The sequence below is a fragment of the Paenibacillus hodogayensis genome (genome assembly GCF_039536325.1).
Classification (GTDB): Bacteria; Bacillota; Bacilli; order Paenibacillales; family NBRC-103111; genus Paenibacillus_AB; species Paenibacillus_AB hodogayensis.
Map to the genome: position 1 here is coordinate 381526 of NZ_BAAAYO010000001.1, position 23324 is coordinate 404849.

20 protein-coding genes are annotated in these 23324 nt (G+C 53.6%); 1 reads left to right on the plus strand and 19 read right to left on the minus strand.

The features are described 5' to 3' along the window. Positions 1-52 precede the first annotated feature (52 nt). The 17 genes from ABD796_RS01440 to ABD796_RS01525 all read right to left on the minus strand — a co-directional run bounded on the left by ABD796_RS01440 (position 53) and on the right by ABD796_RS01525 (position 21596). A complete protein-coding gene (locus ABD796_RS01440; RefSeq protein WP_344901733.1) occupies positions 53-3322 on the minus strand; it encodes a hypothetical protein in 3270 nt (1089 codons plus the stop codon). 74 nt (positions 3323-3396) lie between these two features. Beyond that, positions 3397-4998, minus strand: coding sequence for an extracellular solute-binding protein (locus ABD796_RS01445; RefSeq protein WP_344901736.1), 1602 nt, complete (start codon positions 4996-4998; stop codon positions 3397-3399). A 76-nt stretch (positions 4999-5074) separates the two neighbouring features. Beyond that, positions 5075-5950, minus strand: coding sequence for a carbohydrate ABC transporter permease (locus tag ABD796_RS01450; protein WP_344901739.1), 876 nt, complete (start codon positions 5948-5950; stop codon positions 5075-5077). A 31-nt stretch (positions 5951-5981) separates the two neighbouring features. Beyond that, positions 5982-6953, minus strand: a complete 972-nt coding sequence (locus ABD796_RS01455) for an ABC transporter permease (RefSeq protein ID WP_379118320.1) — start codon at positions 6951-6953, stop codon at positions 5982-5984. A 215-nt stretch (positions 6954-7168) separates the two neighbouring features. Continuing rightward, positions 7169-9421, minus strand: coding sequence for a helix-turn-helix domain-containing protein (locus tag ABD796_RS01460; RefSeq protein WP_344901742.1), 2253 nt, complete (start codon positions 9419-9421; stop codon positions 7169-7171). A 291-nt stretch (positions 9422-9712) separates the two neighbouring features. Next, the gene (locus tag ABD796_RS01465) at positions 9713-11911 is read right to left on the minus strand and encodes a winged helix-turn-helix domain-containing protein (RefSeq protein WP_344901745.1); all 2199 of its coding nucleotides are present in this window, start codon (positions 11909-11911) and stop codon (positions 9713-9715) included. Positions 11912-12557: 646 nt separating this feature from the next. Beyond that, positions 12558-13220, minus strand: a complete 663-nt coding sequence (locus tag ABD796_RS01470; protein ID WP_344901748.1) for an ABC transporter ATP-binding protein — start codon at positions 13218-13220, stop codon at positions 12558-12560. Then, positions 13217-14869, minus strand: coding sequence for an ABC transporter permease (locus ABD796_RS01475; protein WP_344901750.1), 1653 nt, complete (start codon positions 14867-14869; stop codon positions 13217-13219). Before ABD796_RS01475 ends, ABD796_RS01470 begins: the two co-directional genes overlap by 4 nt. Before the next feature lie 12 nt (positions 14870-14881). Continuing rightward, positions 14882-15979, minus strand: a complete 1098-nt coding sequence (locus ABD796_RS01480) for a Fe(3+) ABC transporter substrate-binding protein (RefSeq protein WP_344901752.1) — start codon at positions 15977-15979, stop codon at positions 14882-14884. A 383-nt stretch (positions 15980-16362) separates the two neighbouring features. Next, positions 16363-17775 (minus strand): HAMP domain-containing sensor histidine kinase, encoded by a 1413-nt coding sequence (locus ABD796_RS01485; RefSeq protein ID WP_344901755.1) that lies wholly within the window; start codon positions 17773-17775, stop codon positions 16363-16365. After that, complete coding sequence (locus ABD796_RS01490) at positions 17772-18449, minus strand: response regulator transcription factor (protein WP_344901758.1); 678 nt, start codon at positions 18447-18449, stop codon at positions 17772-17774. The genes ABD796_RS01485 and ABD796_RS01490 overlap by 4 nt, the downstream gene beginning before the upstream one ends. A gap of 517 nt (positions 18450-18966) precedes the next feature. Next, entirely contained in the window at positions 18967-19518 is a 552-nt protein-coding gene (locus tag ABD796_RS01495; protein WP_344901761.1) for a hypothetical protein, read from the minus strand. A gap of 147 nt (positions 19519-19665) precedes the next feature. After that, entirely contained in the window at positions 19666-20043 is a 378-nt protein-coding gene (locus tag ABD796_RS01500; RefSeq protein ID WP_344901764.1) for a recombinase family protein, read from the minus strand. 105 nt (positions 20044-20148) lie between these two features. Next, positions 20149-20373 (minus strand): hypothetical protein, encoded by a 225-nt coding sequence (locus ABD796_RS01505; RefSeq protein WP_344901767.1) that lies wholly within the window; start codon positions 20371-20373, stop codon positions 20149-20151. A gap of 89 nt (positions 20374-20462) precedes the next feature. Then, complete coding sequence (locus ABD796_RS01515; RefSeq protein ID WP_425566822.1) at positions 20463-20837, minus strand: DUF6075 family protein; 375 nt, start codon at positions 20835-20837, stop codon at positions 20463-20465. A 118-nt stretch (positions 20838-20955) separates the two neighbouring features. Then, positions 20956-21144 (minus strand): Spo0E family sporulation regulatory protein-aspartic acid phosphatase, encoded by a 189-nt coding sequence (locus ABD796_RS01520; protein ID WP_344901773.1) that lies wholly within the window; start codon positions 21142-21144, stop codon positions 20956-20958. 122 nt (positions 21145-21266) lie between these two features. Then, positions 21267-21596: a hypothetical protein gene (locus ABD796_RS01525; RefSeq protein WP_344901775.1), complete on the minus strand. Its 330-nt coding sequence runs from the start codon at positions 21594-21596 to the stop codon at positions 21267-21269. A gap of 256 nt (positions 21597-21852) precedes the next feature. On the opposite strand from ABD796_RS01525, the gene ABD796_RS01530 reads away from it, so the two are divergent. Then, positions 21853-22065 (plus strand): helix-turn-helix domain-containing protein, encoded by a 213-nt coding sequence (locus ABD796_RS01530; protein ID WP_379118309.1) that lies wholly within the window; start codon positions 21853-21855, stop codon positions 22063-22065. Positions 22066-22140: 75 nt separating this feature from the next. Here ABD796_RS01530 and ABD796_RS01535 read toward each other — a convergent pair whose 3' ends face one another. Together ABD796_RS01535 and ABD796_RS01540 are read right to left on the minus strand one after the other, a co-directional pair. Further along, entirely contained in the window at positions 22141-22791 is a 651-nt protein-coding gene (locus ABD796_RS01535) for a plasmid mobilization protein (RefSeq protein WP_344901781.1), read from the minus strand. Positions 22792-22913: 122 nt separating this feature from the next. Further along, positions 22914-23321 carry a hypothetical protein gene (locus ABD796_RS01540; RefSeq protein ID WP_344901784.1) on the minus strand — a complete coding sequence of 136 codons (408 nt, stop codon included), beginning with the start codon at positions 23319-23321 and terminating at the stop codon, positions 22914-22916. Between the last annotated feature and the right edge of the window lie 3 nt (positions 23322-23324).

Sequence of the window (23324 nt, forward strand, 5' to 3'; positions counted from 1 at the left end):
CTTTCTGCGCGATAAAGCCGGCATCCCCCCTTTCAAGCGGACCGCTCGATGCTTATCCGAAAGCAAGCCGGTACACGCCTTGCTGCGGAAACCTGAGGATGAGTCCTTCCGGAATGGGCCGGACCCGCTCGTTCGGACAAGGGGATCCGTCCATATACAGACGGCGCGTACAAAATATGGAAGGATCCGACGGCGGGAAGCGAAGCTCGAGCTCCCGGGCGCCGTCGGTGCGGCAAACCGCCTGCCAAGCGCCGTCCGCCTCCAAGGTAAGCTCTACGGCGCTGTCCCCTCCCTCCGGCCAGCGAAGCTGCAGCTCGCCGCAGCGAATCTCGCTGCCGCGGATCAAGGCTACCCTGATCCGCTCCTCTTCCTTGCGAATCCAGCCTGCCGTCCCCGCAAACCCGGCTCCCTCGCCCTCCCAGCGAAACGGATGCTGTCTGCGGAACACCAAATCGGTCCAGCCCGGAGCGGACAGCCGGCAGCCATAATCCGTCGGCTCGGGCGCCAGTGCCTCCCTTGGCGCGACCAGCACGATGAAATCGCCCGCCCCATCGAGCCAGATGCCGCGCGTCGCCTCCGTGACAAGCTCCGTCCGCTTCGCCACGCCGCCAAGGATGCGGTGAATGTGAGGGAACGGTTCGTCCCGGTGAACAAACCAGGAGAACCGGCGATAGACCGACTCGTTGAATACGAAGTCGCTCAGCACGATGTAATCCGTGCCGACCATCATCACGCTGCGGCTGACATAGTCCGGCCAAGGGCTCACCGCAGCTCCTCCTGCCGTCGTCCCAGTATGCGGCTCCGGGGTCAGCTCGCCGAATTGAACCGTGCCCAAAGCGAGCAGCGGCCGATGAAGGGCATGGGGACCGATGGACCGGTACGCCCCCTGCTTAAACACGCCGAAGCTGGTGCACAGGTCGGTATCGGCCAGCCGGTCGTCGCCGACATCTTCATGCCCGTTATGGCTGTAGGCACGGCCTGCGGCATAGTAGTAAAGCACGCCGCAGCCGCCTTGTCCGCTGACGCCCCAGCGGTAATTGTGGCCGCGATCCAATTGCTGCAGCATAACGAAAGCCTCCTCCGGAAGGCCGACGCCGCTTCTCAACGCCAGCCCGTATCCCGTATGCTTGACGCTGTGCAAGCTCGGCGGCTTGCCCCGGCTGTCGGGATAACGTCCGCGCATGATGTCCCAAGCGGAGAAGGAGACGGCTTCGAAATCGGGATCGTCCGGCTCCGTTACCGACAGGATCGCCTCGGAGGTCTCGCGATCGTAATCGATCAGTTCGTGGGCCAATTGCCGGAAGCTCCATGGCGGCAGCTTGCGTCTGGCATGAGCGCCTTGGGGAAGCAGCATCCGGCGTCTGCGCGTCGGCGAGACCGCTTGCCCGCTCCCATCGGGAGACCAGGGGCTCGTCAGGCTATTCAGAATCCAGCGTGCGAGGCGAGCCAGCTCCGGACGATGAAGGCGGGCACCTCCGTCATAATGGTACCGGAGCAGATAGGCGGTTCTAAGCACCGGCTTTAGAAAGGCCCACAAGTAACAGCCGATGTTTTCGGTCCATCGCCCGCCGACCGCCTCTACTTCCGGCCGATCCGCTCTCACGTGATAGCGCAAGTTCAGCTCCAGCGACCGTTCGAACAGCTCCGTCCAGGCCGAAGCGCACGGATGCTCGGGGAACAGCACCGCCATGAGCGCCGGTACCCCTTTGACATCCGCGAGAAAGTTCGGATGTCCGGCAAGCATATGGCGCATGGGCATGTAATCCTCGGAAGCGTGCAAATAGCCCATCAACAAGTACATGCCGGTAATTCGCCGCCGCTGCTTCGGGGAAAAGGTCGCGCGAAGGCGATCGTAGGCGTCTATCCATTCCCCGTAAATCGCCCGGCTGGGCACCGGGGAGAAGCCCGCATCCTGACAAGGGCCGTACAAGGCCAGCCCGTTGACCAGTTCGCTAGCGGCCAGCATCTTCTCCAACGCCTCAACATTGGCCAGCTTGCCCGCAGTAAAGACGGGACCGGGATGTCCGGCGTTCTCCGGATAGTCGAGCGTCCAGTCCTTGACCTTGTCCAGGCTGAGCAGATCGTACCACTGCTGCAGCCATAGCGTATAAGAGGCCGGTCCTCGCGGGCAGCTGCGTCCCTGACTGGCAGCCTCCCGCCAGAGCCGCTCGAGCCGCTCGACTTCCCCGATGTCCAGACGATGATCATAGCAGCAGACGGCGATGCTTCTCGTTCCTTGGCGAAGCGGATGCTTCCACGTCAATCGTCCGTCCTGCCAATGGTAGCTTACGGCAAGGCGGCGGCTTGAGCTCCAAATGCTGTAGGCGCCATCATCCCAGTTTTCCGGCCTGCGAATGAAAATGCCGATGCTGTCCATGCCTTGCTCGTCCCAGAATGAAGCCATGTTCTGCCGCTGGAATGCCGGCCACGGCTCGTAAGGCAGCAGGCAGAACGGCAGCTCGGTCCCCCCTTCCGGCTGTACCTTCAGCTCCATATGCGTATCCGTTACCCTTCTGCCGATCTCCTCGAAGGGATAGCGGCCGAAGCCGGCTTCTTCTTCCCGCGCGTGAAATGGACGGTTGGGCGCATAGCGATGGGTAGGATGAAAGCCGCTCCATACCGTCTCCAGCCAAGCATCCGTCGCCTCATCGAAGCCGCTCATCCGCTCGTCCAGCTCCAGGAAAACCATGCCTTGAATGAGACGGAGACGAACCTGGTAGCATCCCTCTTCCCCTCGGCAAGTCATATGCAGCTCGACGGCCAGAGGACCTTCCTCTATTACCTCCGCACACACCCGCGGGGCGCGGAAGCCATGAGGGCGCACCTCCCCCAGCCAGCCTCCGCTGCGTCCCAGCCGGTATAAGTACCCTGGACCTTCCTCCGCCTCCGCGCCGCCCGGCGCGAACCAGCGCTCCGGAATCCCCACCTGCATACAGCCGTTGTCGAATATCCGCTCTCCTTGCTGACGTTTGACCCGAATCCGTCCTTCTCCGGTTTCTCCCGCTGCCCGAGCGTCGCCGGGAGGCTCCGCGGAGGCGGACAGCGTATACACACGGCAGCCGCCAGAAGGGAGATCGGTGAAGAAGCGCAGCCAATAGTCTGGGACGCTCTCCCTTTCTCCCGCCGGGACAAGCTGGAAGTCTACCTTCACGACTCCTGCTTCAGTAGCTTCCAATAGCGTCATACTGCCGGGGGCAAGCTCGACATCGCTGCTCAAGCGATAGCTGATCAGCGTGCGGGGCCATAGGAAGAAGGGATGCTCCAGTACATCCTCCAGTATGATCGTCAACGGTTCTCCCCGATAATGAAGCGCTTTCTCCATCTTGCGCCACTCCTTTCCCGAAGCCGAAGGCGTCTCACCTACTGCAAGCAGCGCCCTCGGCCGGTTTCTCGCTGTTACTTCATGGAATACCAGTCCGTCACCTTGACCAGCAGCTTCTTGTTATCCTTGAACCAATCCGCATAATACTGGTCCACTTTGTCTCCGCCGGATTTCTTCCACATGCTTTGCGTATCGGCCAACGCCTGGTCCGGCGAATAGCCCGGAGTTACGATCGACTTGACCCAAATATCCTTCATGCTCGTCTCCGTATTTTGCTTGATGACGAACAGATCCTGCGGCAGCGTCGGCACCACGTTTTTGTCCACGGTATAAGGTGCGGGCGATTTCGGGTCCAAGTACAGCTTGCGCGCCTCCTCGGTGATCCGGTCGAACTCCTTCTCGATGTCGGTCATGTTTGCTTTTTTCTGCTTCTGGCATTTGTCGAAATATTTGGAGGTCAGCATGAAGTAGTCGCGGTTCCACGTCACCTCCTGCTTGTATTTGGCCTCGTCGATAATTTGCGGGCAGCCGTTCTCCCCGTTCTTCCAGTGCACCCCTTCGATGCCGTAGTACATCGTCTTGCCGGTTTCCGGCGAACCGATAAAATCGATAAACTTCATCACTGCGTCGGGATGCTTGGCCGAACGGTTGATCAGGCCGATCGGGGACATCGGACTGCCAAGCTCCGGCGCATATTGACCGAACTTCGTCTTGGGCAGCGCCATCGGAACAAGCTCCGCTCCCGGGGAGGATGTTTTCAGGCTTTCCAGCTTCTTGGCGTCGAAGTTGCCGCCCCACATCCCCAGCTTGCCGGAGAGGAAGTCCTGCTCCGCCTTCTTGCCTGTCGTATCGGTAAGGAAATCTTTGTCGACCGCACCCGCTTCGTAGAGCTTCTTTTTCAGCTCGTAGGAGGCTTTAGTCTGCTCCCACGGGTTGACATAATCGAGATTGGAGTCCAATACGGGATAGATCGTCTGGAACATATAGGTCAAAATATTGTCGCTGGTGCCGGAGAGAGCGATCCCGTACGTGTCCTTCTTTCCGTTGCCGTCCGGGTCCTGCTCGGCGAACGCCTTGGCTACGTTCAGCAGCTCCTCCGGCGTCGTCGGCACCTGCAGATTCAGCTTCTTGAGCCAGTCCTGGCGGATCAGTACGTAATGATTGATATCGAGTCCGTCGATCCTCCCGATCATATAGTTTTTGCCGTCTTCCTTCATGCTGAGCTTGGCCAAAGCCGGCTGCTTCCGCAGCAGTTCCTTGTAGTAAACGCTATGCTTCTCGATCAGCTCGTCGAGAGGCATCACCAGCTTCTGGATCACCAGGTCGTTGCGCAGCGCGGCGTCGTAATCCAGAATCAAGTCCGGCGCGCTGCCCGAAGCGAACATCGTATTCAGCTTGTCGCGCACGGCACCCCGGGGAACGGGAACGAAGGTCACCTCGACATCTTTCGGCCCGTTCTGATTGATCCATTCGGTCCAGCGGTTTTTCTCGTACGTGCCTTCTCCCTGGGGAAGACTGTTGCGGTCGTAGACCATGACGGAAATTTTCTTTTTCTCTCCTTGCCTGGCTTGATCTCCGCCCGAATCCCCGACGCCCGTCTTCCCGCCCGTCTGGTTGCAAGCAGCGAGCGAGCCGGCCAGAGCCAACAGCATAGCGGCATATTTGATTTTGATCATCGTACAGCCTCCCTTTTCATGTTTCATCCACTTGCAAGTTCGATCATGCGTATTCTTTTGTTGCTTTGGTGCGCCCTCATCCTTTGATGGAGCCGATCATGACCCCCTTCACGAAATACTTCTGAATAAACGGATACACCGCCAGCATCGGCAAGATTAAGATCATGATAGCTGCGGCCTTGAGCCCCTCCGGCGTCGTCAGCCGCTCCACCTCATCCTTGCGCAGCGCGGCCGCATCTTCCAGCATCTGGCTGCTGATCATCTGCTGCACCATCACCGTCAGATTCGTCTTATGACTGTCATGGATATAGATCAAGACGTTCATGAAGGAATTCCAGAAGCCGACGGCATAAAATAACGTCAACGTCGCCAGAACCGGACCGGACAGCGGCAGCACGATCCGAGTCAGCAGCCTCCATTCGCTGCAGCCGTCGATCCGCGAAGACTCGATCAGCTCCTCCGGCAGACCCTCGAAGAAGGTTTTGAGGATCAGCATATTGTAGGCGCTGACGAGGGCCGGCAGCCAGAGCGCGCCATAGCCGTTCACAAGGCCAAGCGACTTGACGATCAGATACGTCGGAATGAGACCGCCGCTGAAGATCATCGTGAACACGATGGCCAGCGTCAGCGTTCGGCGTCCGACGAAATAGCTTCGGGACAGCGGATACGCGGCCAATATCGTAAAGAGCATGCATAGCAGCGTCCCGACCGTCGTGATCGTCAAGCTGTTCCCGAACGACCTCATGACGCTCGTCCCCTCGATTAACTGCACGTATGCGTCCCAGCGAGGACGAATGGGAACGATGTTCACCTTGCCCGCCAGCACGGCGGTCGGGTCGCTCAGACTGAGCGCCAGCACATGCAGCAGCGGGAAGAGGCAGGTTAAAGCCGCCAGCGTCAACAGCGTGTAGTTGGCTGCGTAGAACAGCCGATCTCCGTAAGATTCTCGCATTTGCTTCCATCCCCCGTCGTTGCTCCCGTATTTACCAGAGAGACTGATTAAACCTCTTGGCAATCTGGTTCGATATCGTGATCATCACAAGCCCGACCAGCGAGGAGAATAGCCCCATCGCCGTCGTCAAGCTGAACTGTCCGCCCTGAATTCCCATCCGGTACATATAGGTAGGGATGACGTCGGCGATATTGTTGACTACGCGGTTTTGCAGCATGTAGATCTGATCGAAGCCCAGATCCATGACACCCTCCGTCGAGAGAATCAGCAGGATGACGATCGTCGGACGGATGCCGGGCAGCGTAATATGCCACATCTGCTTCCACTTGTTCGCGCCGTCCAAGCTGGCCGATTCGTAAAGCCCGGGGTCGATCGCCGTGATGGCCGCCAAATATATGATGGCGCTGAAGCCCGCCTCCTTCCAGATGCCCGAGCCGAGATAGACGGCGATCCAAGACAGCTCGTTGTACAGAAAGGCGTATCGGTATCCGAGCAGCAGCTCCAGCCCCTTATTGACCAGCCCGGATTCCAGCGAGAACAAAGTGATGACCATGCCGCCGACAATGACCCAGTTCAGAAAATGCGGCAGGTAGACAAGCGTCTGGGCCACCTTCTTGAACCATGCCCGACGTACTTCATTCAGCAATATCGCCAGCACGATCGGAAACGGGAAGCCGACAATCAGCTTCAGCAGAGACAGCACCAGCGTGTTGCGGATAATGTTCAGCATCTGGGGGTTGGAAAACAGCAGCTCGAAATTTTGCAGTCCGACCCAGGGACTCGCCCAAATGCCGTCCGCCAGGCTGTACTGCTTAAAGGCCATCACCAGGCCGACCATCGGCGCGTATTTGAATATCGCAAAATACAAAGCGACCGGAATGAACATCATCATAAGCGGTACATTCATCAGCAGCAGCCTCTTGTGCCGGTATCTCCTCCTTTCGGCTCCTGCAGCCGCACCGTTCCAACGTGTGTCCATGCCTTCTTTAACCGTCTGCCTCATCCTTCTTTCACTCCCTGACAGCTTGCTTTATCCAAGAGGCCTGACGATCCCGAGCAGGGATTCGACCGTCTGTGCTCCTAATCATACAAACCTGATCCCAACGCTGTAAATAAACACTATATCGGCCATGCACATTCTGAAAAACAATGAAGAAACCCTTGCTGCGCAAGGGTTTTGGGGAAAGCGATGCACCGATTAAAGAAAGCGTATACCCTTCAGAACCGGGCCGCGGATTGCTCCTTCCGGTAATCGCCGGGAGTGGTGCCCACGATCCGCTTGAACATGCGAATGAAGGAGAACGAATGGGCGTAACCGACCCGGGCCGCCACCTGCTGGACGGAGTCCTGCGTTTCCTGCAGCAGAGCCTGCGCCTTCTCGATCCGTACGCGGGTCAAATAATCGGAAAACTTCTCCCCGATCTCGTCCTTGAAAAACTGGCTGACGTATTTAATGCCGAAGCGGTCCGCGATATGGACCAGCGAAATATCCGGATCGTGGTAATGCTGCTCGATATAAGCTTTCACCTGACGGATCAATTCCTTGTTCGGCTGATGCTCCCGATGTTGCGCCACCTGCTCCGCCAGCATCTCCAGAAGGTACAGCGCCCCGCGCTGCAAATCGTCCAATACGTCGCACGTATCCAGAAGCCGCACCAGCCTCCCGTTCCAGTCCTCGTACGATTCGCGCCAAATGTCGCCCGGCAAATGTGCAAGCTCCCGGCTCAGCTGGTAGGACAGGTAGGCAAGCAAGCTGGAGATGTCGTCGCGGTTCAGCCGGCAGCGTCTCATCTCGTCAAACAGCAGAATCAGCTCTTCCCTCCACTCCTCTTGGCTGTTCTTGATGGCCAAGACGACGTTGCGGATCAGGCGGGTATTCTGAAACAAGTCCGACACGGGCTGCCGCTCCAGCTCTTCCGCCTGAATGACGCGGTTGCTGCCGAGCGTCGTTTTGTATTTCAGCGCTTCCGCTGCCGCTTCGTACGCCTCCGGCAGCCGCTCGTATCCTTCAACCGGGAAGCTGATCGCCAGCGTTACCGTCATCTGCATATGCTTATCTACCCATCGGCGGATTTCTTCGCCGAAATCCAGCACTCCGCCTCCCTCTTTCGGGTTCTCGGCCGCCGGCGCTTGGATGAGAATGGCGAGCTGCTCGGGAGACATCCATTCCTTCAGGACGCAGAACCGGTACTGCGCCGCCATTTCCTTGACCATGCTGGTCAAGACGAACTTCAGCAAATTTTGATCCCCGCGGGAATAGCGAGTATCGAATTCATGATAGCGGTCGATCTCCATCGCCGCTACGAGCAGCGGACGGTAAGGAGGAGAGAGCTCCATCGCTTCGGCCAGTTGCACCCACTCGTCGGGTCCGACCGCTGCGCTCCCGTACATCAGATCGAAAAACCGCTGGCGATGCTGATACACCAATCCTTCGGCATACTGCTGGCGGAAATCGTTGGACTGCTTGACCAAGTCGTCGAGCGCGGACTGAATAAACCGGAATTCGTCCTGCCGCCCCGCCACGAGCTGCTGGGTTCTGCTCAGCGAGTAGGCGCCGATGCTATCCACGATTTTCTCGAGCGGCCGATAATGCCTCCTGCTCAATACGATGATCCAGACGATTCCGGGCACAACCACGACGAGCAGCGTCAACCAGCCGACATAGGAGAAGACCGATGCCGCGGCCAGCGCCGTTCCTCCCTTTATCCCACTCTCGAAATGCCAGCCCGTCAACGTCGAGTCCGGCTGGGCGAGCGGAACGCGCACCCAGTCTCCAAAGCCGTCTCCGCCGGCTGGCTCGTTGTCGGCGATGCGAACGTTGTAACGGTCGGCAATCGTGAAGTAGCTTCGATTGTCCCCAAACAGCCGGGTTACAAACGTCCGGACGGACTCGGTATTCACATTGACGACCAGCAAACCGTGAGTTCCGGTCAATAACGGCACTTGGCGGACGAGCGAAACGACCTCGACCTCCTCTCTTCTGCCGGAGAGCGGGCGGTAAGAGCGGACATCCGACCAATAGTAGTTCGTAAACGGGGTTTGGCGCATTACATCTATAAATTCGCGATCGCCGAATTCAGACCGCGGTTTCAGCATATCGTAGCTAAGCACGACATCGTCTTCTCCCCGATACAAATACATCGAGTCGATCAAGTCGGAGCGCAACACCATCCGGTACATCTCGGTCGAGAGCTGGTAGGCAAGCATCTGCTCGTTTTGCTTGTCCGGATTGTAGTAAAAGTCGGAGACATGGGCTTTGGTCACAAAGTCGACGGCCAGCTCGTCCATGTTCATTAAGGAAACGTCCAGACTTTGCTTCATGAACATCATGAACGCTTCGTTCGCTTTGACTGTTTCCTGCTTGGAGTACCGGCTGAGCTGAGCGAAGGCAATCAGCAGTACCGCCGCGATCATCACCAGAAACACGGGCAAATAAGACAGCAGCAGCCGGTAAAACCAATTTTTCTTCATCGCTTGGGCCCCTTTCCCGACTTTCACGACTGCTCTATGTACATCGGCGTTCATGTCTAGCCGTTTGGTCGCCGCTTCCGCTGGAAATCAACCTAAATTATACCATGCCAGCTTTTCCCTACAATCTTCAATTTTTAAAACGTACACCTTTCTTCAAAGTAGCTCCTAATTGCATTCTCCCCCGCCTGTATCCAAGCGGACTATGCTGTTTTTAACCCGATTCATGCGAAAACGGAGCCCGCAAACCTGCGTGGCTCCGTTTTTGCCGCTTCCCCGAATGTGTATACTCCTTCACCATAATCGCAGCTCTTTCGCCTTGGTCACCGCTTGCACCCGGTTTTTGACCTGCAGCTTTTGATATAAATTGTGGGTGTATCGTTTCACTGTTCCATGCGAAATATGCAAGCTTCGAGCGATCTCTTCAATCGATTCCCCGTCCGCAATATGCTGCAATATTTCTCTCTCTCGTTTGGTCAAAATAATGTGCGTTTCGTTCGTCTCTTCGACCATGTCGGTCTGAACAGAACCAGCGTCAATATGATGGAATAATGGCAGTAGCTGTTTGATATAGGTCATAGCCGTCGATCGTTGCGACCGGCTTTCCCTGAGCGATCGGGAGATCAGATCGGCGAGCGGCTTCCCTTCATCCAGAAAAATCCTTACATACCGTTCCGGCTCTGCCAGCTTGCACGCTTCTTCCAAGGACACCGCGGCGCTGACCCGCTTTCCTTGAGTGTCATAAGCAAGCGCCAGCAGGAGAAGGGCTTCTATTTGGCTGCCTAATCGGCCCACCCGCTTGGCATCCTGTACCAATTGTCTCAGCAGCCAGACGGCCTGCTCCGTATGCCCCTGATGGATTAGGAATCGCGCCAGCGTCACATTCACATATTCCCTGTCGATACTCGTTTTCTCCGCACGAATGTGTCGCTCCGCGATCCAACGCTCTCCCGCATCCGAACGGCCTTGAGACAGTTGAATGCGAACAAGCCTGGCCTCCAGGAGCAGCTGCCAGTGCGGTGAAGGAAGAGCTTGTACATCGCTAATTGCTTTTTGGAGCAGCCATTCCGCATAGGCCGGCTCCCCGCGGGCTTCGTAAATTTTGGATAACAAAATAATACCGGGCGTGGTGACTCCGAGATGTAGTGTCGCATTTTGATCGGCAAGCGCCTGCTCCACGACGTTTTGAGCTTGGTCCAGCTGGTCCCATTCGTAATACAAGTCGGCGAGCAATACGTATCCGTGCCCTTGCAGCGTTTGATGAAGGGCTTGCTTCCTGACCGGCGATTCCGATGCCTTCGCCGATAAATACGCCATCTTCTGCAATCTGCCGCCAAATCCGATCGGACCGCGATACAGCAGCGCTTCCCCCAAGTTAACAACCCTGGCAATTGTACCGAAATTCACAATCGATTCTCTATTCTCGTCAAACCGTTCGATAAATGCATCGATATCCCCTTGATAATACGCGATGGTTGCGCGGTAAATCTCGATACGCATTTCGATTTCCTTGCGCACATCGACCGGAAACCACTCTTTTTCCGTCGTTATCAGATGAATCGCGCGATCCAGCAGCTCCCGAGCTTCTTCGCTGCGACCCGATGCCGCCCATATTCCCGCTTGGTAATAAAATAAATCCGGACGGCGCACGACGCTCCGGAGCGGCAATACTTGAAGCCATCTCAGCAGCGTTGCCTCTTCTCCATTTTTAATGAGGTCCGACAAATGGCTGTCCATAGCTGTTGCCGCCTCATCATAACGGTGAGCCGTCAGTGCATGGCTGATCGCTTCCATGAGAAGTCCCTGTTCATTGAACCAATGATAGGCCCGATGGTGCAGTTCGGCAATCTCCTTGCTGCTCATGCTATGGTCCAGCCGTTTCCTGAGCATCTCCCCAAACAGATGATGGAACCGGAACCATGACCGCGTATCGTCAAGCGGTACGAAAAACAACCGGGAACGCTCCAAAAAAGCGAGTACATGGGACGAATCGCTTCGACCCGTTACCGCTTCCGCCAGCGATGAAGTGATCCGGTTCAGGATCGAGGTTTGCAATAAAAAAGCTTGAAGCTCTTCGGACTGGCACAACAGCACCTCATCCAGCAAATAGTCGGTAACGTAGCGATGGTTTCCGGAAAAAGATTCGATGAAATCCGAAACATCGCTGCGTCCTTCTATAGAAAGGAGCGCAAGGATCAAACCGGCCGCCCATCCTTCTGTTTTTTGTTCCAACAAAGTCAGATCACTGGAAGAAAGCGGCTGCTCCTGCGCCAAAATCCGCAGCTCATTGATTTCAATTTGCGTGAACCGAAGTTCTTCCACTCCCATATGCTTGATCTGCTTCGACGCCCGGAGACGCGGCAGCGGCAGCGGCGGAACCGATCGGCTAATCATGAAGAGACGAAACCGCGCCGGCATATGATCAATGAAAAAAGCAACGCTATCGTGGACGTCGGCGTTCGTAATCAGATGGTAGTCATCCAATACAAGCACGCATTCCTCCGGATATCGGCTGATTTCTTGGATGAAAAACGACATCGCGGTTTCCACGGAATAACCGCGGCTAGATCGCCATATCGTTTCTGTTTGCCGAACAAAGCCGGGATACCGCTGTTCGAGCGCTGCTGACACATAACTCCAGAAACGAATAAGATCGCTATCTGCCGAATCGAGAGAAACCCAGGCTGCCTGAATCGAGCATTGGTGAATCCAACTGCTCGCCAACGTCGTTTTCCCGAATCCCGCCGGAGCGGTTACAAGCAATAGCTTATATGGATCGCAAACGCTTTCATTCACTTGGTCTATTAATCTCGGGCGAACGACATGGCTTGCCGACAAGGGCGGTATATGTACTTTTGATGAAAGTATGATGGTTTGCTTATGGACTGACAATCGTTCATCCGGTTGAATCCCCATGTTCTCGATATTCCTCATTTCACCTTGGTATGAAACGCGGATGGCTGCGAATGGACTTCTTCATTTTCATTGCTGACTGTTAACTATATTACCATAGTTGGCAGAGCATGGGGAGCGGCCGCCCGAATATTGCCAATCCCGTTAAGGGTGTCCGGGAACGCCAAGTTCAGGTCAAATCAACCATCCGGCACGCAGCCCTCCATCCAACCGAACGTTGCTTCAATTATTGCACGGTCACGGTTGCCCTGCGCTCCAAGCGGACGATCCGATCGCAGATCGCATCCGCATCTGCCTGGTCGTGGGTGACGAGAATCGAGGTGATACGGGCTGCGCGCAGCAGTTGCTTCAATTCGTCGCGGATTTTGCCTTTCAGCTCGCTATCCAGGTTGCTGAATGGCTCGTCCATCAGCAGGATCGACGGTCTTGGAGCGAGCGCCCGGGCGAACGCGACGCGCTGCTGCTGTCCCCCGCTAAGCTCGTGGGGATACCGTTTGGCATATTCGCGCAGCTGCACGAGCTCAAGCATCTCGTCCAGTCTGGCCGCCCGCTCTTTCTTCGATAACCGGTGCAGTCCGAACAGGATGTTGTTCTCGACGGTCAGATGCGGGAATAACGCGTAATCCTGAAACACCATCCCGACGCCGCGCGACTCGGGATCGACGAATACGTTCGCATCGACCATCGTCGATCCGCCGATAACGATACGACCCGAATGCGGCGCCTCTAGCCCGGCGATTAGACGCAGCAGCGTACTTTTCCCGCAACCGCTTTGTCCGAGCACGCCTACCACGTCGCCCTGCTCCAGCTGCATCGCGAACCCGCTCAGCACGCTTTCGTTTCCTTTATCGTATTGAAAAGTAATGCCGGACATCTCGAAAAAGGTCATAGGGACCGCCTCTCTCCTAACCAGTGATAGAAAAATACGGACAGCATGCCGACGGCAATAATGAGCAGCGAAGGCACCGAAGCTTGGTGGATCTGCTCGTCGCTCGCGTACTGGTACGCTTTTGTCGCCAGCGTATCGAAGTTAAACGGCCGCAGCAGCAAAGTCAGCGGCAGCTCTTTGACAATTTCCATAAACGTCAGGATACACCCGGTCCATACGGCGCCTTTGACCATCGGCAGATCGACCTTGAAAAACGTCCGGGTCATTCCCAAGCCGAGCAGGCGCGACGCTTCCGAATACCGATTGCCGATCTTCTCGAACCCGGCCTCTACCGAGTTAAACCCGACCGCCAAAAAACGGATCATATAAGCGAATACGAGCATCGCCAGCGACATGCTGAGCACGAGCTTGCCGGTCCCCCAGCCGAGACCGGCATACAGGCCGCTAAGCTTGTTGTCTAGCGAAATGAACACGGCCAGCACCCCGATAGAGAGGACGGCTCCGGGAATCGAATACCCCGTCGAGATCAGTTTGGACAACGCCAGCGTAAACCCGTTCCGGTGCAGGCGGCAGACGTTGGCGACAATGACGGCGACCAGCATCAGCAGCACGATCGATACGACGGAGACGAACAGGGTGTTCCATAGCAGTCCGGCAAATTTGGCGTTCAGCACGTCCCGGTACGTCCATGTCGCCCACACGATCAGTTGTGCGACCGGAATCACAAAGGAAAGCGAAACGATAACCGCGCTGAACAACAATGCCGCCACTGCCTTAATCCCTCTCAGCCTTCTTCTCGCCAGCGGCCTCGTCTTGCCGGTCGAGGAGCTGTATCTTCTGCGCCTGCGCAGCAGTCGTTCGATCAGGAACACGCCGATGATGAAGCACATGAGCAGTGCGGCGAGCCGGAGAGCCGAGTCGACGTCGGACATCCCGAACCATGTCTTGAATATCGCGGTCGTAAACGACTGAATGCCGTAATGCTTCGTAACCCCGTAGTCGTTTAACACTTCGAAGGCGACCAGGCTGGCGCCCCCGACGATCGCCGCCTGCGACAACGGCAGCACGATCCGGAAAAAAATATGAACCGGATTTTTGCCGAGCAGTCTCGCATTTTCGATAAAGGCGGCGCTCTGCTTCTCCAGAAACGTCTTCGTAATCAAATATACGTACGGAAATAAAAACAAAGTAAAAATAAAAATAGCGCCCTTCATGGACATGATGTCGAAATAGCTCTGGTTCGGCGACCGGCCCAGCACGTTTCGGAAAAAGATTTGCACGCTCCCGGTATAGCTGAGCATGTCCCCGTACGTGTAAGCGGCGATATAAGGCGGTATCGCCAAAGGCAGCACGAAAGCCCAGGCAAAAAAACGCCTGAGCGGGAATTCGTATGCGGCCACGAGCCATGCCAGCGTAACGCCGATCAGCACGGTGAAGCCGACCGTTCCGAGCACGAGCAGTAGCGACTCGAACGCGTAATCTAGCAGCAAGTATTGCTGGATATGCTGCCAGTTTTCATTCGGCTTCCGGAAGAGGCCGATCAGAATATAAAGAGACGGAAGAAGGGCCGCGAGGGCCCCCGCAACGCTTATGAGAACCCAAGCGTTGCCGTTCCGTTTTATCGTGCGCCATGCCGTGTTGACTTTCATGTAAGTTCCAACCTACTTCCAGCCTACCTTGTTCAACAGTTCGGTAGCTTTTTTGTTATGGTCGCCGAGCTTGCCGAAGTCGATCTGCTGGGTTTTGAACGTTCCCCACGTTTTCAGCAGCTCCGGCCGATCGGCCGTCTCGTTTACCGGGAACTCGAAGCTGCCTTGAGTGAGCATCGATTGCCCTTCCTTGCCAGTAAAAAACTCGACCAGCTTGATTGCATTATCTTTGTTTTTGGCATGCTTGGTCAATCCGATGCCGCTGATGTTCAGATGCGTTCCGGTCGTGCTTTGGTTCGGGAAAAACACCCCGATGTTTTGCGCAACCTTGACTTCCTCTGCGTCCTTCGAATTCAGCATTTGGCCGACGTAATACGTATTCATAATCGCGACGTCGCCGACTTTGGCCGCAATCGCCTTCGCCTGGTCGCGGTCTCCGCCCTCCGGCTTGCGGGCCAGGTTTGTTACGATGCCCTTCGCCCATTCTTCCGCCTTCGCTTCGCCGTTCAACTCGATAAAGGAAGCGAGCAACGACTGGTTGTACAAACTCGACGAGGAGCGGACGAGCACCTTGCCCTTCCATTTGTCGCTAGCCAAGTCTTCATAAGTGGACAACTGCTCCGGCTTGACGCGGTCTTTCGCATATACAATAACGCGGGCGCGCGTAGCGACTCCGACCCATTGATTGTCTTTGTCGCGGAACTGCTTGGGAACATTTTTGTCGATCGCTTGCGATGTTATCGGCTGCAGGACGTCGTTTTGCTTCGCGTAGTTGAGCACGCCGCCGTCCACGGTGACGAACAGGTCCGCCTCCGTGCTGGTGCCTTCCCGCTTCAGCCGCTCGACAAGCTCCTCTGCCGTACCTTTGACTTCATTGACCTTAATACCCGTCTGTTTCGTAAAAGCATCGTAAAGCGTACTGTCCACATCATAGTGCCGGGCGGTAAATACGTTGACGACCTGCTCCTTCCCTTTGGCGGCATTATCCGCCTGTTTGCTTGCATTCGAATTGGCCGCCCCGCCCGTCTGGGCTCCGCCGCAGCCGGCTATCGCGATCATCGCCATTGTCGTCAGCAGCGCAAGGCCGCCGGTAAGTTTTTTGTTTCTCATCGCTATTACCCCTATTCCGAGATTTGTTTTTGAATAAATGTTTAAGACTGCTCCGATGAAACGATCCATCGATAGTATTTGTGTTGACGATAATACTCATTCTCAATAGGTGCCCAAAAAAAAGACTCATCCTGCATTATCTTTTAGCAGCCGCCGCTTTCTTCACCTTGATCGGAGCGACCCTCGCCTATCGGCGCTATATGTACCATGACTCCCCTCCAGCCATATTTCATCCTCACTGATAATGAATATCATTTCCACTGAAACGAACAATTTACATTGTAATCGATGAAAATGAGAAAACGATGTGAAAATGAAAAAAAAGTAGATAAGCTTCCGCATAGAAACTTACCTACTCTTGCCTACCCGCGTTACGTGCCGTTTCATTCAAGTACAGCCGGCAGCACTACAGTTACTGTCGTGCCTTCATGCTCCACGCTCTCGATCTTGATGGCGCCGTCGTACCGCTCGACCAGCCGTTTGGCGATTGCCAGGCCAAGGCCGTAGCCGCCCTGCTCCCCGCTTCTTGCCTTGTCCACCCTATAAAACCGGTCAAGGACGCGATGCAGTTCGCTTGCAGGAATACCTGCGCCCTGGTCGGACACTTGAATGATCACTTGATCGCCTCGGACCGTCCCCGTCACTCGAACCGTTTTGCGATCCGGCGAATATTTGACCGAGTTGTCAATCAGAATATGCAAAATCTGCTCGAGCTGCTGCTGCGGAATGCCCGCCGCCACGTCCGCAAGCGCCTCCGTATCGGCTTCGAAACGGAACGCAGGATGAACGATGGCGCTATTGCGAACGATTTGCCGAATCGTCTCGGCCGCTACGGACACCCGCCGCTCGTCCTCGTGAGGCGACGCTTCCGCACGCGACAAAGCCAGCAGCTCCTGAACGAGCCCCTTGAGCCGGGCCAGCTCATGAATGGAAGTGTCCAGCGATTCTTCGAGAATGGAAGGATCGTTCTTTCCCCATCGCCTTAACATGGCCAGATGGCCTTCAATAATCGCTACCGGCGTCCTCAGCTCGTGCGAAGCGTCCTCGACAAACTGCTTCTGCTGAAGAAACGATCTCTCCACCTGATCCATCATATTATTAAACAAGCTCATCAGCGTATAAATCTCGTCTTGATTGCCGCTGAGCGGCACCCGTTCGTGCAGCCCTTTCCGCTTAATGTTGCGGATGGTATCAGTCATCGATTGCAGCGGTTTAAGCAGTTGACGGGCCAGCATCCAGCCGCCGAGCCCGCTTAAAACGAGTGCGCCGAGCCCGCACAGCAGCATGACGCGGGAGAAAGCCGCAATTAATTCGGCGAAGTCCTCCGTATTTCTTACAATCTCGATCGTACCGTTAAATTCAAAAATCGTTAGCGGACTTCTCATCATGAGCTGATGATTGCTGTGCCGCCACGTCCCTGCGATCTCGTCGTCCTTTCTCCGTTCCGGCGTCTCGCCCCAGCCGTCTCTTAATCCGTTCGAGATCGAAACGATCACGTTGCCGTTCCCGTCGAGTACGCGAATCCCTTGATTTTGACCGTTGATGCGTTCGAGAAAGCTGCGAATGGGAGCCAGATCTCCCCCCTTGAAGGCAACTTCATTTTCCAGGAAATAATTAAGCGCCGCTCTCATCGCCTGCTGAACGCCGGTCTTCTCCCGCTTAATCATCCATTGCTCCACGTATGTATACTGAACCGCGTTATAAGCCGCGAAGAGCATAAACAACAACAGGGACGACCATAAGGTCAGCTTCCACTTGATCGGAAGCTGAAGCCAGGAAAACGCCAATCTGCTCATCGTCGCATCACATAGCCGGTCCCGCGCAGCGTCTGAATGTAGCTCGTCTCTCCCGGAGCATCGATTTTATTGCGCAAATAACGGACATAGACGTCCACGACATTCGTGTCGACGGCCGCTTCAAATCCCCACACGATATCGAGCAGCGTTTCGCGCGTCAGCACTCGGCCCGCGTTTCTCAGAAACGCAACGAGCAAGTCGTATTCTCTCTTCGTCAGCTCGACCTGCTCGGAGCCCTTGCGTACCTCGCGGGAATCGAGATTGACGCTCAGCTCCTGAAACGACAGCATCGTCTTATTGTCCTCGGAGCTTTCCTCCTGCCTGCGGAAAACGACCCGGATGCGCGCCAGCAGCTCCTCGATCGCAAAGGGCTTCGGAATATAGTCGTCCGCCCCATTGTCGAGTCCCGATACCCGGTCCATGACGCTGTCTCTGGCCGTCAATATAAGGATCGGCGTTTTCTTGACCGCGCGGATTTGCCGGCATATTTCCAGACCGTCAATTCCGGGCAGCATCAGGTCGAGCAGGATGACGTTCCAGTCTTCTCTCAGGGCGAGGCTCAATCCCGACGGTCCGTCGGAAGCTGTTGTTACCGCGAACGAAGCGTGACGCAGCTCCAGCTCGATAAACCTCGATAAATGTTTCTCGTCCTCGATCAGCAAAATGGTTTTCATTCCTCAGCTCCGCCTTTGGTTCATCATCAAGTGAAATGAGAATAATTATCATCCATCTGCTGTTATTGTATAAGAAAACCGCAGAAGCGGCAACCTTTGGCGGAAGCTCTCACGCTCTCCGGCTCGATCATTCGCCGAACCGACAGCTACTACCCTTCCTCGCTCCGGAGTGTCTCCCGGATCTCAAGCCTAGTTGTTCCCTAGCCATAATTCATTTCTTATCCTCGACCAAATTACTTGTTCGTGTTGCCATATTGAATAGATATAGGAATTGATTTTTGTTAAAAAACCTGCCCCCAAATTTTGTCTTGATGTCTGAGCAACCCGATATCCCTTGAAGTACTGTCGCCAATTATTGTACATATACAACTTCAGACTCAGCGGATTCGTAAGCTCCCCTTCTTAACCCCCTTTAATCTTTGGCCGCAGATAACGAATCACTGTTTTTACAAGGGTTTAACGGAAATAAAAAAGAACCACAACGCGAGGATTATCCGCATTGTGATTGGTAATACCATTATAGATGGTGATGATATCTATCAGGTTCTTGGATATAATCGTCTAGAGGAATTATCTTTACTTCTCCAATTTCTAGTTCAAATTTATTCGTTCCCTCTAACATGATCTCACAAAATCCAAATGGCCATTTCATAATACAAGAGATGTAATACTTTGTGTAATCTAATTTATTTTCTGAATTTTTATAACGTATGTTTTTCTCTAATTTTAAGTCTTTCTTGTCCTGCTTTAGAAAACGTGCTCCTTTCTCGTCCTCGTATAAAGTTACCCGAAGCTCAAGAGTTGATAACTCATAAAATTTGAAAGTAGTCCATCCCTGTAGATAATATTCGTAGTTTGGGTCGACAATAAGCCCCAGTTCTTTCAGCACTTTGCCAGAAGTGTCAACGCCCCAAACCGAAATAGTAAACGTATTTTCGTTCGGATGAGGGAACTGAGGCCATGCCTCAGCCTCAGCGAAACCAAATTTTTTAAATTCAATAGCACTAAGCTCTTGATGCACCATTAATTCCCACCAGCCCTTCTTAATAATATTTCTTTTAAAGTACATGGTTCTATTTCTTTGCCACTTGTCGTAAAGCTAGTTTTAAATGCATCCGATGCATCGCCCCGACGAATTAGAGCGTGTCTTCAAACCTAATTTAACCATAGCAAAATAGAGACCAGTGATAAAAAGGATGCAAATGTACACGTAAGCTTATCGTAACGAAGTGTCAATGTTTTCGCTGACGGCAACAAAGCGTACCTGATGCTCCGGGAAAAACACTTGAATGCACAGGCTCGTTTCGATCTGATTGCGGCCCAAACGGCTCAAATCCTTCACCAGCACAATATCAATGCCGCCGCTTTCAAGGTCTCGCTTCATTCGTTGGAAGTCGGGGCGATCAAAGTTGGTGCCGCTCCAGCCATCGTCCGTATACACCTCAACCACTTCAAAGCTATGCTCCTTCGCGTAGCGCCGGAGTAAAATTCGTTGATTTTCAATGCTCATGCTTTCGCCACTCTGCTCATCATCCCGGCTCAAACGACAGTAAATCGCGGTTCGGGTTTGCTGTGTTTCTTCATTCTCCGCCATTTCCCAGCAACAAATCGGCTGATTTCAGTATACCGGATTTCTAAAGCGGCAAGTAGTGTGCCAAGGTCTATGAGAAAAGGGAATCGCGAGGATTCCCTTTCAGGTTCATCGGTTCCTGAACTTTTCATCCTCCCACGTTCGCAAAACAAGCCGTTCGATTTTATCACCTAGCGTTGCATTGCCGATATAGTGATATTGCACGATATACAAGCTTTTCCCCTTCTGCATCTCGCGTATGGGGCGATCTTCTGTTGGGTTAATGCTGCTATCCCGTTTCTGTTCGATCCCCTCCACCGGAACAGACGGCAGAGGCTGCTGTTCTTCCTCCATAATCCGCTCCCCCCAATCATGGCAATCCATTTCTTTCATATATCCCGCTGATTTCAATTACCGGATACGCTCGGTATGTGGCTTGATGACTAGAGCATGATGGCGAGTATATTCCGGATAGCGCAAACATATCGCTTCAAAAAAGTAAGGAGCAGCATCGCAATCAAAAAGTTCATACGGGTTGAAAAGCGTTCCTCTCCGGTCTGGCTCCAACCATTCCAGAGATTGAACGCCAATCGACATATGCAGGTGGAACCTCCAGTTTGCCAGGGAGCAGACAGCCCTTCCGGCTTGATGCCGCCATCGGAAAAGTCAAACAATTCCTGATTATGGGCGCGGGTCTCTTTCGACAAGCCCAGTGTGTAAAACAATGCGCGATGGTAGCTGTCGGTACAGCGACGCTCCGCTAACATTCGGTAGTGGAAGGCTTCATGCTCGGAGTCGTGAAAAACGGGCGGCTCCATGTTATCGCTCTCCTCTCAAAATAAAACGGTTAGTCGAGGGCATCCTGATTGGAGCCTTCTACTAACCGTTTCATTTTTGAACCCGAATCGGGCACCTCTGAAACAACCACTCTAATATTTATAGCAATCTCTGGCTTGAATCCATGTTCGCCCCCGATTCTGTGGATTGATAAGCATTCAGTAGCTGATCCAATTCTCTTGATTTTTCAAGCACCGCATGACTTTGAAGACCAAAACACAGCGCTTGCTCATTCAGTTCTCTACGGACGCGTTCAATATGTTTTAGAAGTTCGTTTGCTCCTTTCATGATGCTATGAGTGTCCTCCTTCGGATTACAGGTCATGCCGCCTCGTTCCGTAGCCTCTTTTTCAGATCCATAGCTGGTCGAGCGAACAAGGAGCCGCACTTGGCTATTTACAGGCTTACCTGCTATTTGCCCTGTTCTTGCGTTAGCTTGCGTCGCAGCTCCTTGTATAGCTCATCCACAAAAGGCTCGTCTACGCTCGCATGCTGAGCGGCCTCCATAATGTCCAGCAATTGCTGCAGCGATAATTGGCCGAGCGCTCTGTGTCCGCTCTTGTTCCATAGTGTTGTATTGGCTTCCAGAATGACCTCCGCTTCGATTCGCCGAAAATTCGAAATGTACCGCGCAATTTCGTCCGCCAAGTCAAGCGTATCTTCATAGCTCAGCCCTAACCGTTCCCGCTTCAGATAAAAGACAGTCAGGACTGCCATTTTCGTAGAATGCGTTGCAATCATCTCCTTTGTCCTTTTCCGAAAAACCGTCGCTTTGGAAGATCCCTTAAACCCACCGAACGGAGCAGCAGATGCCCTCAGATTCTCGCAAGCGGGCGTTTCGCCCCAGTTTACTCTTACTCCAAAAGGATTTTCCTGTATAAAAAGGGCGCATACAAGAAATTCTAGTGTATAACACACTGAAAGTAAATAGTGGATTATCCACTGAACTATACTCATCTTGAGGTGAGTACCTGTGGTCTATGAACGAATACGGAACATGCGTGAAGACAAAGATTTATCACAAGAGAAACTGTGCGAATATCTGAACATCAAGCAGCGAACCTACAGCGATTACGAACGAGGGAAGTTGGATATTCCAACAGCGCTCTTAATTGCATTGGCCGATTTCCATCAAACGAGCATCGATTATTTGCTTGGCCGCACGGATCAAAAAATGCCTTATCCTCCCCGCGCCAAAAAACGCTCTTGAACACCACCAGCCAACTTCCTTTGAATGGCTCCAATGCTTGACATTACTACACCTGTAAAATCTATTGACAAAAATTCAGGAAGGGCAAGACCGGGATGTCTCGCTCCTTCCGTTTAACGACGCTCGGCAGAGCGGTCTACTGCTCAATCCTTCGCTCCGTTCTGTTACGGCCTTCTGAATCTGCAACACAGCGCGGCGCAATTGATCCGCCTCTTGTTGAAAGACTTCTCTCTCCAGATGCCCGGTTGTATGAGCCTTCGCCGCCAACTGGTTCAGGTTATTTCCGATGGCATGAAGCTCGCGGATCAGCGCGTGATAGTCAAGGGGAGGTAATGGTTTCGGAATATAGCCGTTAATTAGGGCGCGGATAAGAGCCTCTTGAGAAAGGCCAGATTTATTCACCTGTCGAACCAAGTGATTTCGTTCCTTTTCATTATACCGGACACGCAAGTAGTAGAAGCCCGTTTCCGGATCGTACGGCTTCCCCGCATACTTGAAGACATTCGGCACGCCTTCTGCCTGCTGGAGAAGGTTCCCCCACTCGTCGTACCGGTAGCTGTTCACCACAGCACCCGCCGTGTTAATCAGTTGGACGACATCCCCGTGGCCGTTATGCACGTAGTAGTAAGAAGTAAGACTGCCCGCTCGCCATACCTTCTTCAAAACGTTGTCGCGCAATATGTATGGGGACCGGATCGGCTGCTGGTCCTCATTTTTGCTTTCCAACTTGTTGTAGACGATCCAATCTGTGTTTTTAGCATTCAGCGGCAGAAAAAGACCCTTGCGAGGATTGGTCGCAAGGGGGAGCGAAATTCATACATTATTTGTGTTCTTCAACGAGGAGTAGATTAAACAGCTTCTACGATCACTATTTCTCGAAACACAACAGCAAGCAACGGAGTAAAATGGTCATAGGTGAAAATTTGAATACTTTTAAAATCAAGCAAGTTTTCTTCTTTAATAAATACATTATTGGTTTCTTCAGATAAGCGAACAATTGTATACCAGCTATCGGGATGTATCTCGCTTTTAGGTAAATTAGCTAACATCTTATTTGTTTGAAAATCTGCCTTCATTACGTCCTTAAAAAGTAACTTTAGCAACCTAGTAGTCTCTTTCCCCTCTTGAATATCCCAATAATAATCCATTGTTATAGCCAAATCAAAAAAGTTATTTTCCCATTTAATTTCTGAAATGATGCTATCCGTAAAATCAAATTCATTAAAAATAGCTGATAATCCTTCAGCTAAAATCATTGT

Excerpts from the sequence above, each read along its gene's own strand:
- ABD796_RS01525 (WP_344901775.1), bottom strand. The coding sequence starts at position 21,596 with ATGATTGCAACGCATTCTACGAAAATGGCAGTCCTGACTGTCTTTTAT.
- ABD796_RS01475 (WP_344901750.1), bottom strand. The coding sequence starts at position 14,869 with ATGAAAGTCAACACGGCATGGCGCACGATAAAACGGAACGGCAACGCT.
- ABD796_RS01540 (WP_344901784.1), bottom strand. The coding sequence starts at position 23,321 with ATGATTTTAGCTGAAGGATTATCAGCTATTTTTAATGAATTTGATTTT.
- ABD796_RS01455 (WP_379118320.1), bottom strand. The coding sequence starts at position 6,953 with ATGAGGCAGACGGTTAAAGAAGGCATGGACACACGTTGGAACGGTGCG.
- ABD796_RS01480 (WP_344901752.1), bottom strand. The coding sequence starts at position 15,979 with ATGAGAAACAAAAAACTTACCGGCGGCCTTGCGCTGCTGACGACAATG.
- ABD796_RS01470 (WP_344901748.1), bottom strand. The coding sequence starts at position 13,220 with ATGACCTTTTTCGAGATGTCCGGCATTACTTTTCAATACGATAAAGGA.
- ABD796_RS01520 (WP_344901773.1), bottom strand. The coding sequence starts at position 21,144 with ATGAAAGGAGCAAACGAACTTCTAAAACATATTGAACGCGTCCGTAGA.
- ABD796_RS01515 (WP_425566822.1), bottom strand. The coding sequence starts at position 20,837 with ATGGAGCCGCCCGTTTTTCACGACTCCGAGCATGAAGCCTTCCACTAC.
- ABD796_RS01500 (WP_344901764.1), bottom strand. The coding sequence starts at position 20,043 with ATGGCGGAGAATGAAGAAACACAGCAAACCCGAACCGCGATTTACTGT.
- ABD796_RS01530 (WP_379118309.1), top strand. The coding sequence starts at position 21,853 with ATGCGTGAAGACAAAGATTTATCACAAGAGAAACTGTGCGAATATCTG.
- ABD796_RS01460 (WP_344901742.1), bottom strand. The coding sequence starts at position 9,421 with ATGAAGAAAAATTGGTTTTACCGGCTGCTGCTGTCTTATTTGCCCGTG.
- ABD796_RS01495 (WP_344901761.1), bottom strand. The coding sequence starts at position 19,518 with ATGTACTTTAAAAGAAATATTATTAAGAAGGGCTGGTGGGAATTAATG.
- ABD796_RS01485 (WP_344901755.1), bottom strand. The coding sequence starts at position 17,775 with ATGAGCAGATTGGCGTTTTCCTGGCTTCAGCTTCCGATCAAGTGGAAG.
- ABD796_RS01445 (WP_344901736.1), bottom strand. The coding sequence starts at position 4,998 with ATGATCAAAATCAAATATGCCGCTATGCTGTTGGCTCTGGCCGGCTCG.
- ABD796_RS01450 (WP_344901739.1), bottom strand. The coding sequence starts at position 5,950 with ATGCGAGAATCTTACGGAGATCGGCTGTTCTACGCAGCCAACTACACG.
- ABD796_RS01505 (WP_344901767.1), bottom strand. The coding sequence starts at position 20,373 with ATGGAGGAAGAACAGCAGCCTCTGCCGTCTGTTCCGGTGGAGGGGATC.
- ABD796_RS01490 (WP_344901758.1), bottom strand. The coding sequence starts at position 18,449 with ATGAAAACCATTTTGCTGATCGAGGACGAGAAACATTTATCGAGGTTT.
- ABD796_RS01440 (WP_344901733.1), bottom strand. The coding sequence starts at position 3,322 with ATGGAGAAAGCGCTTCATTATCGGGGAGAACCGTTGACGATCATACTG.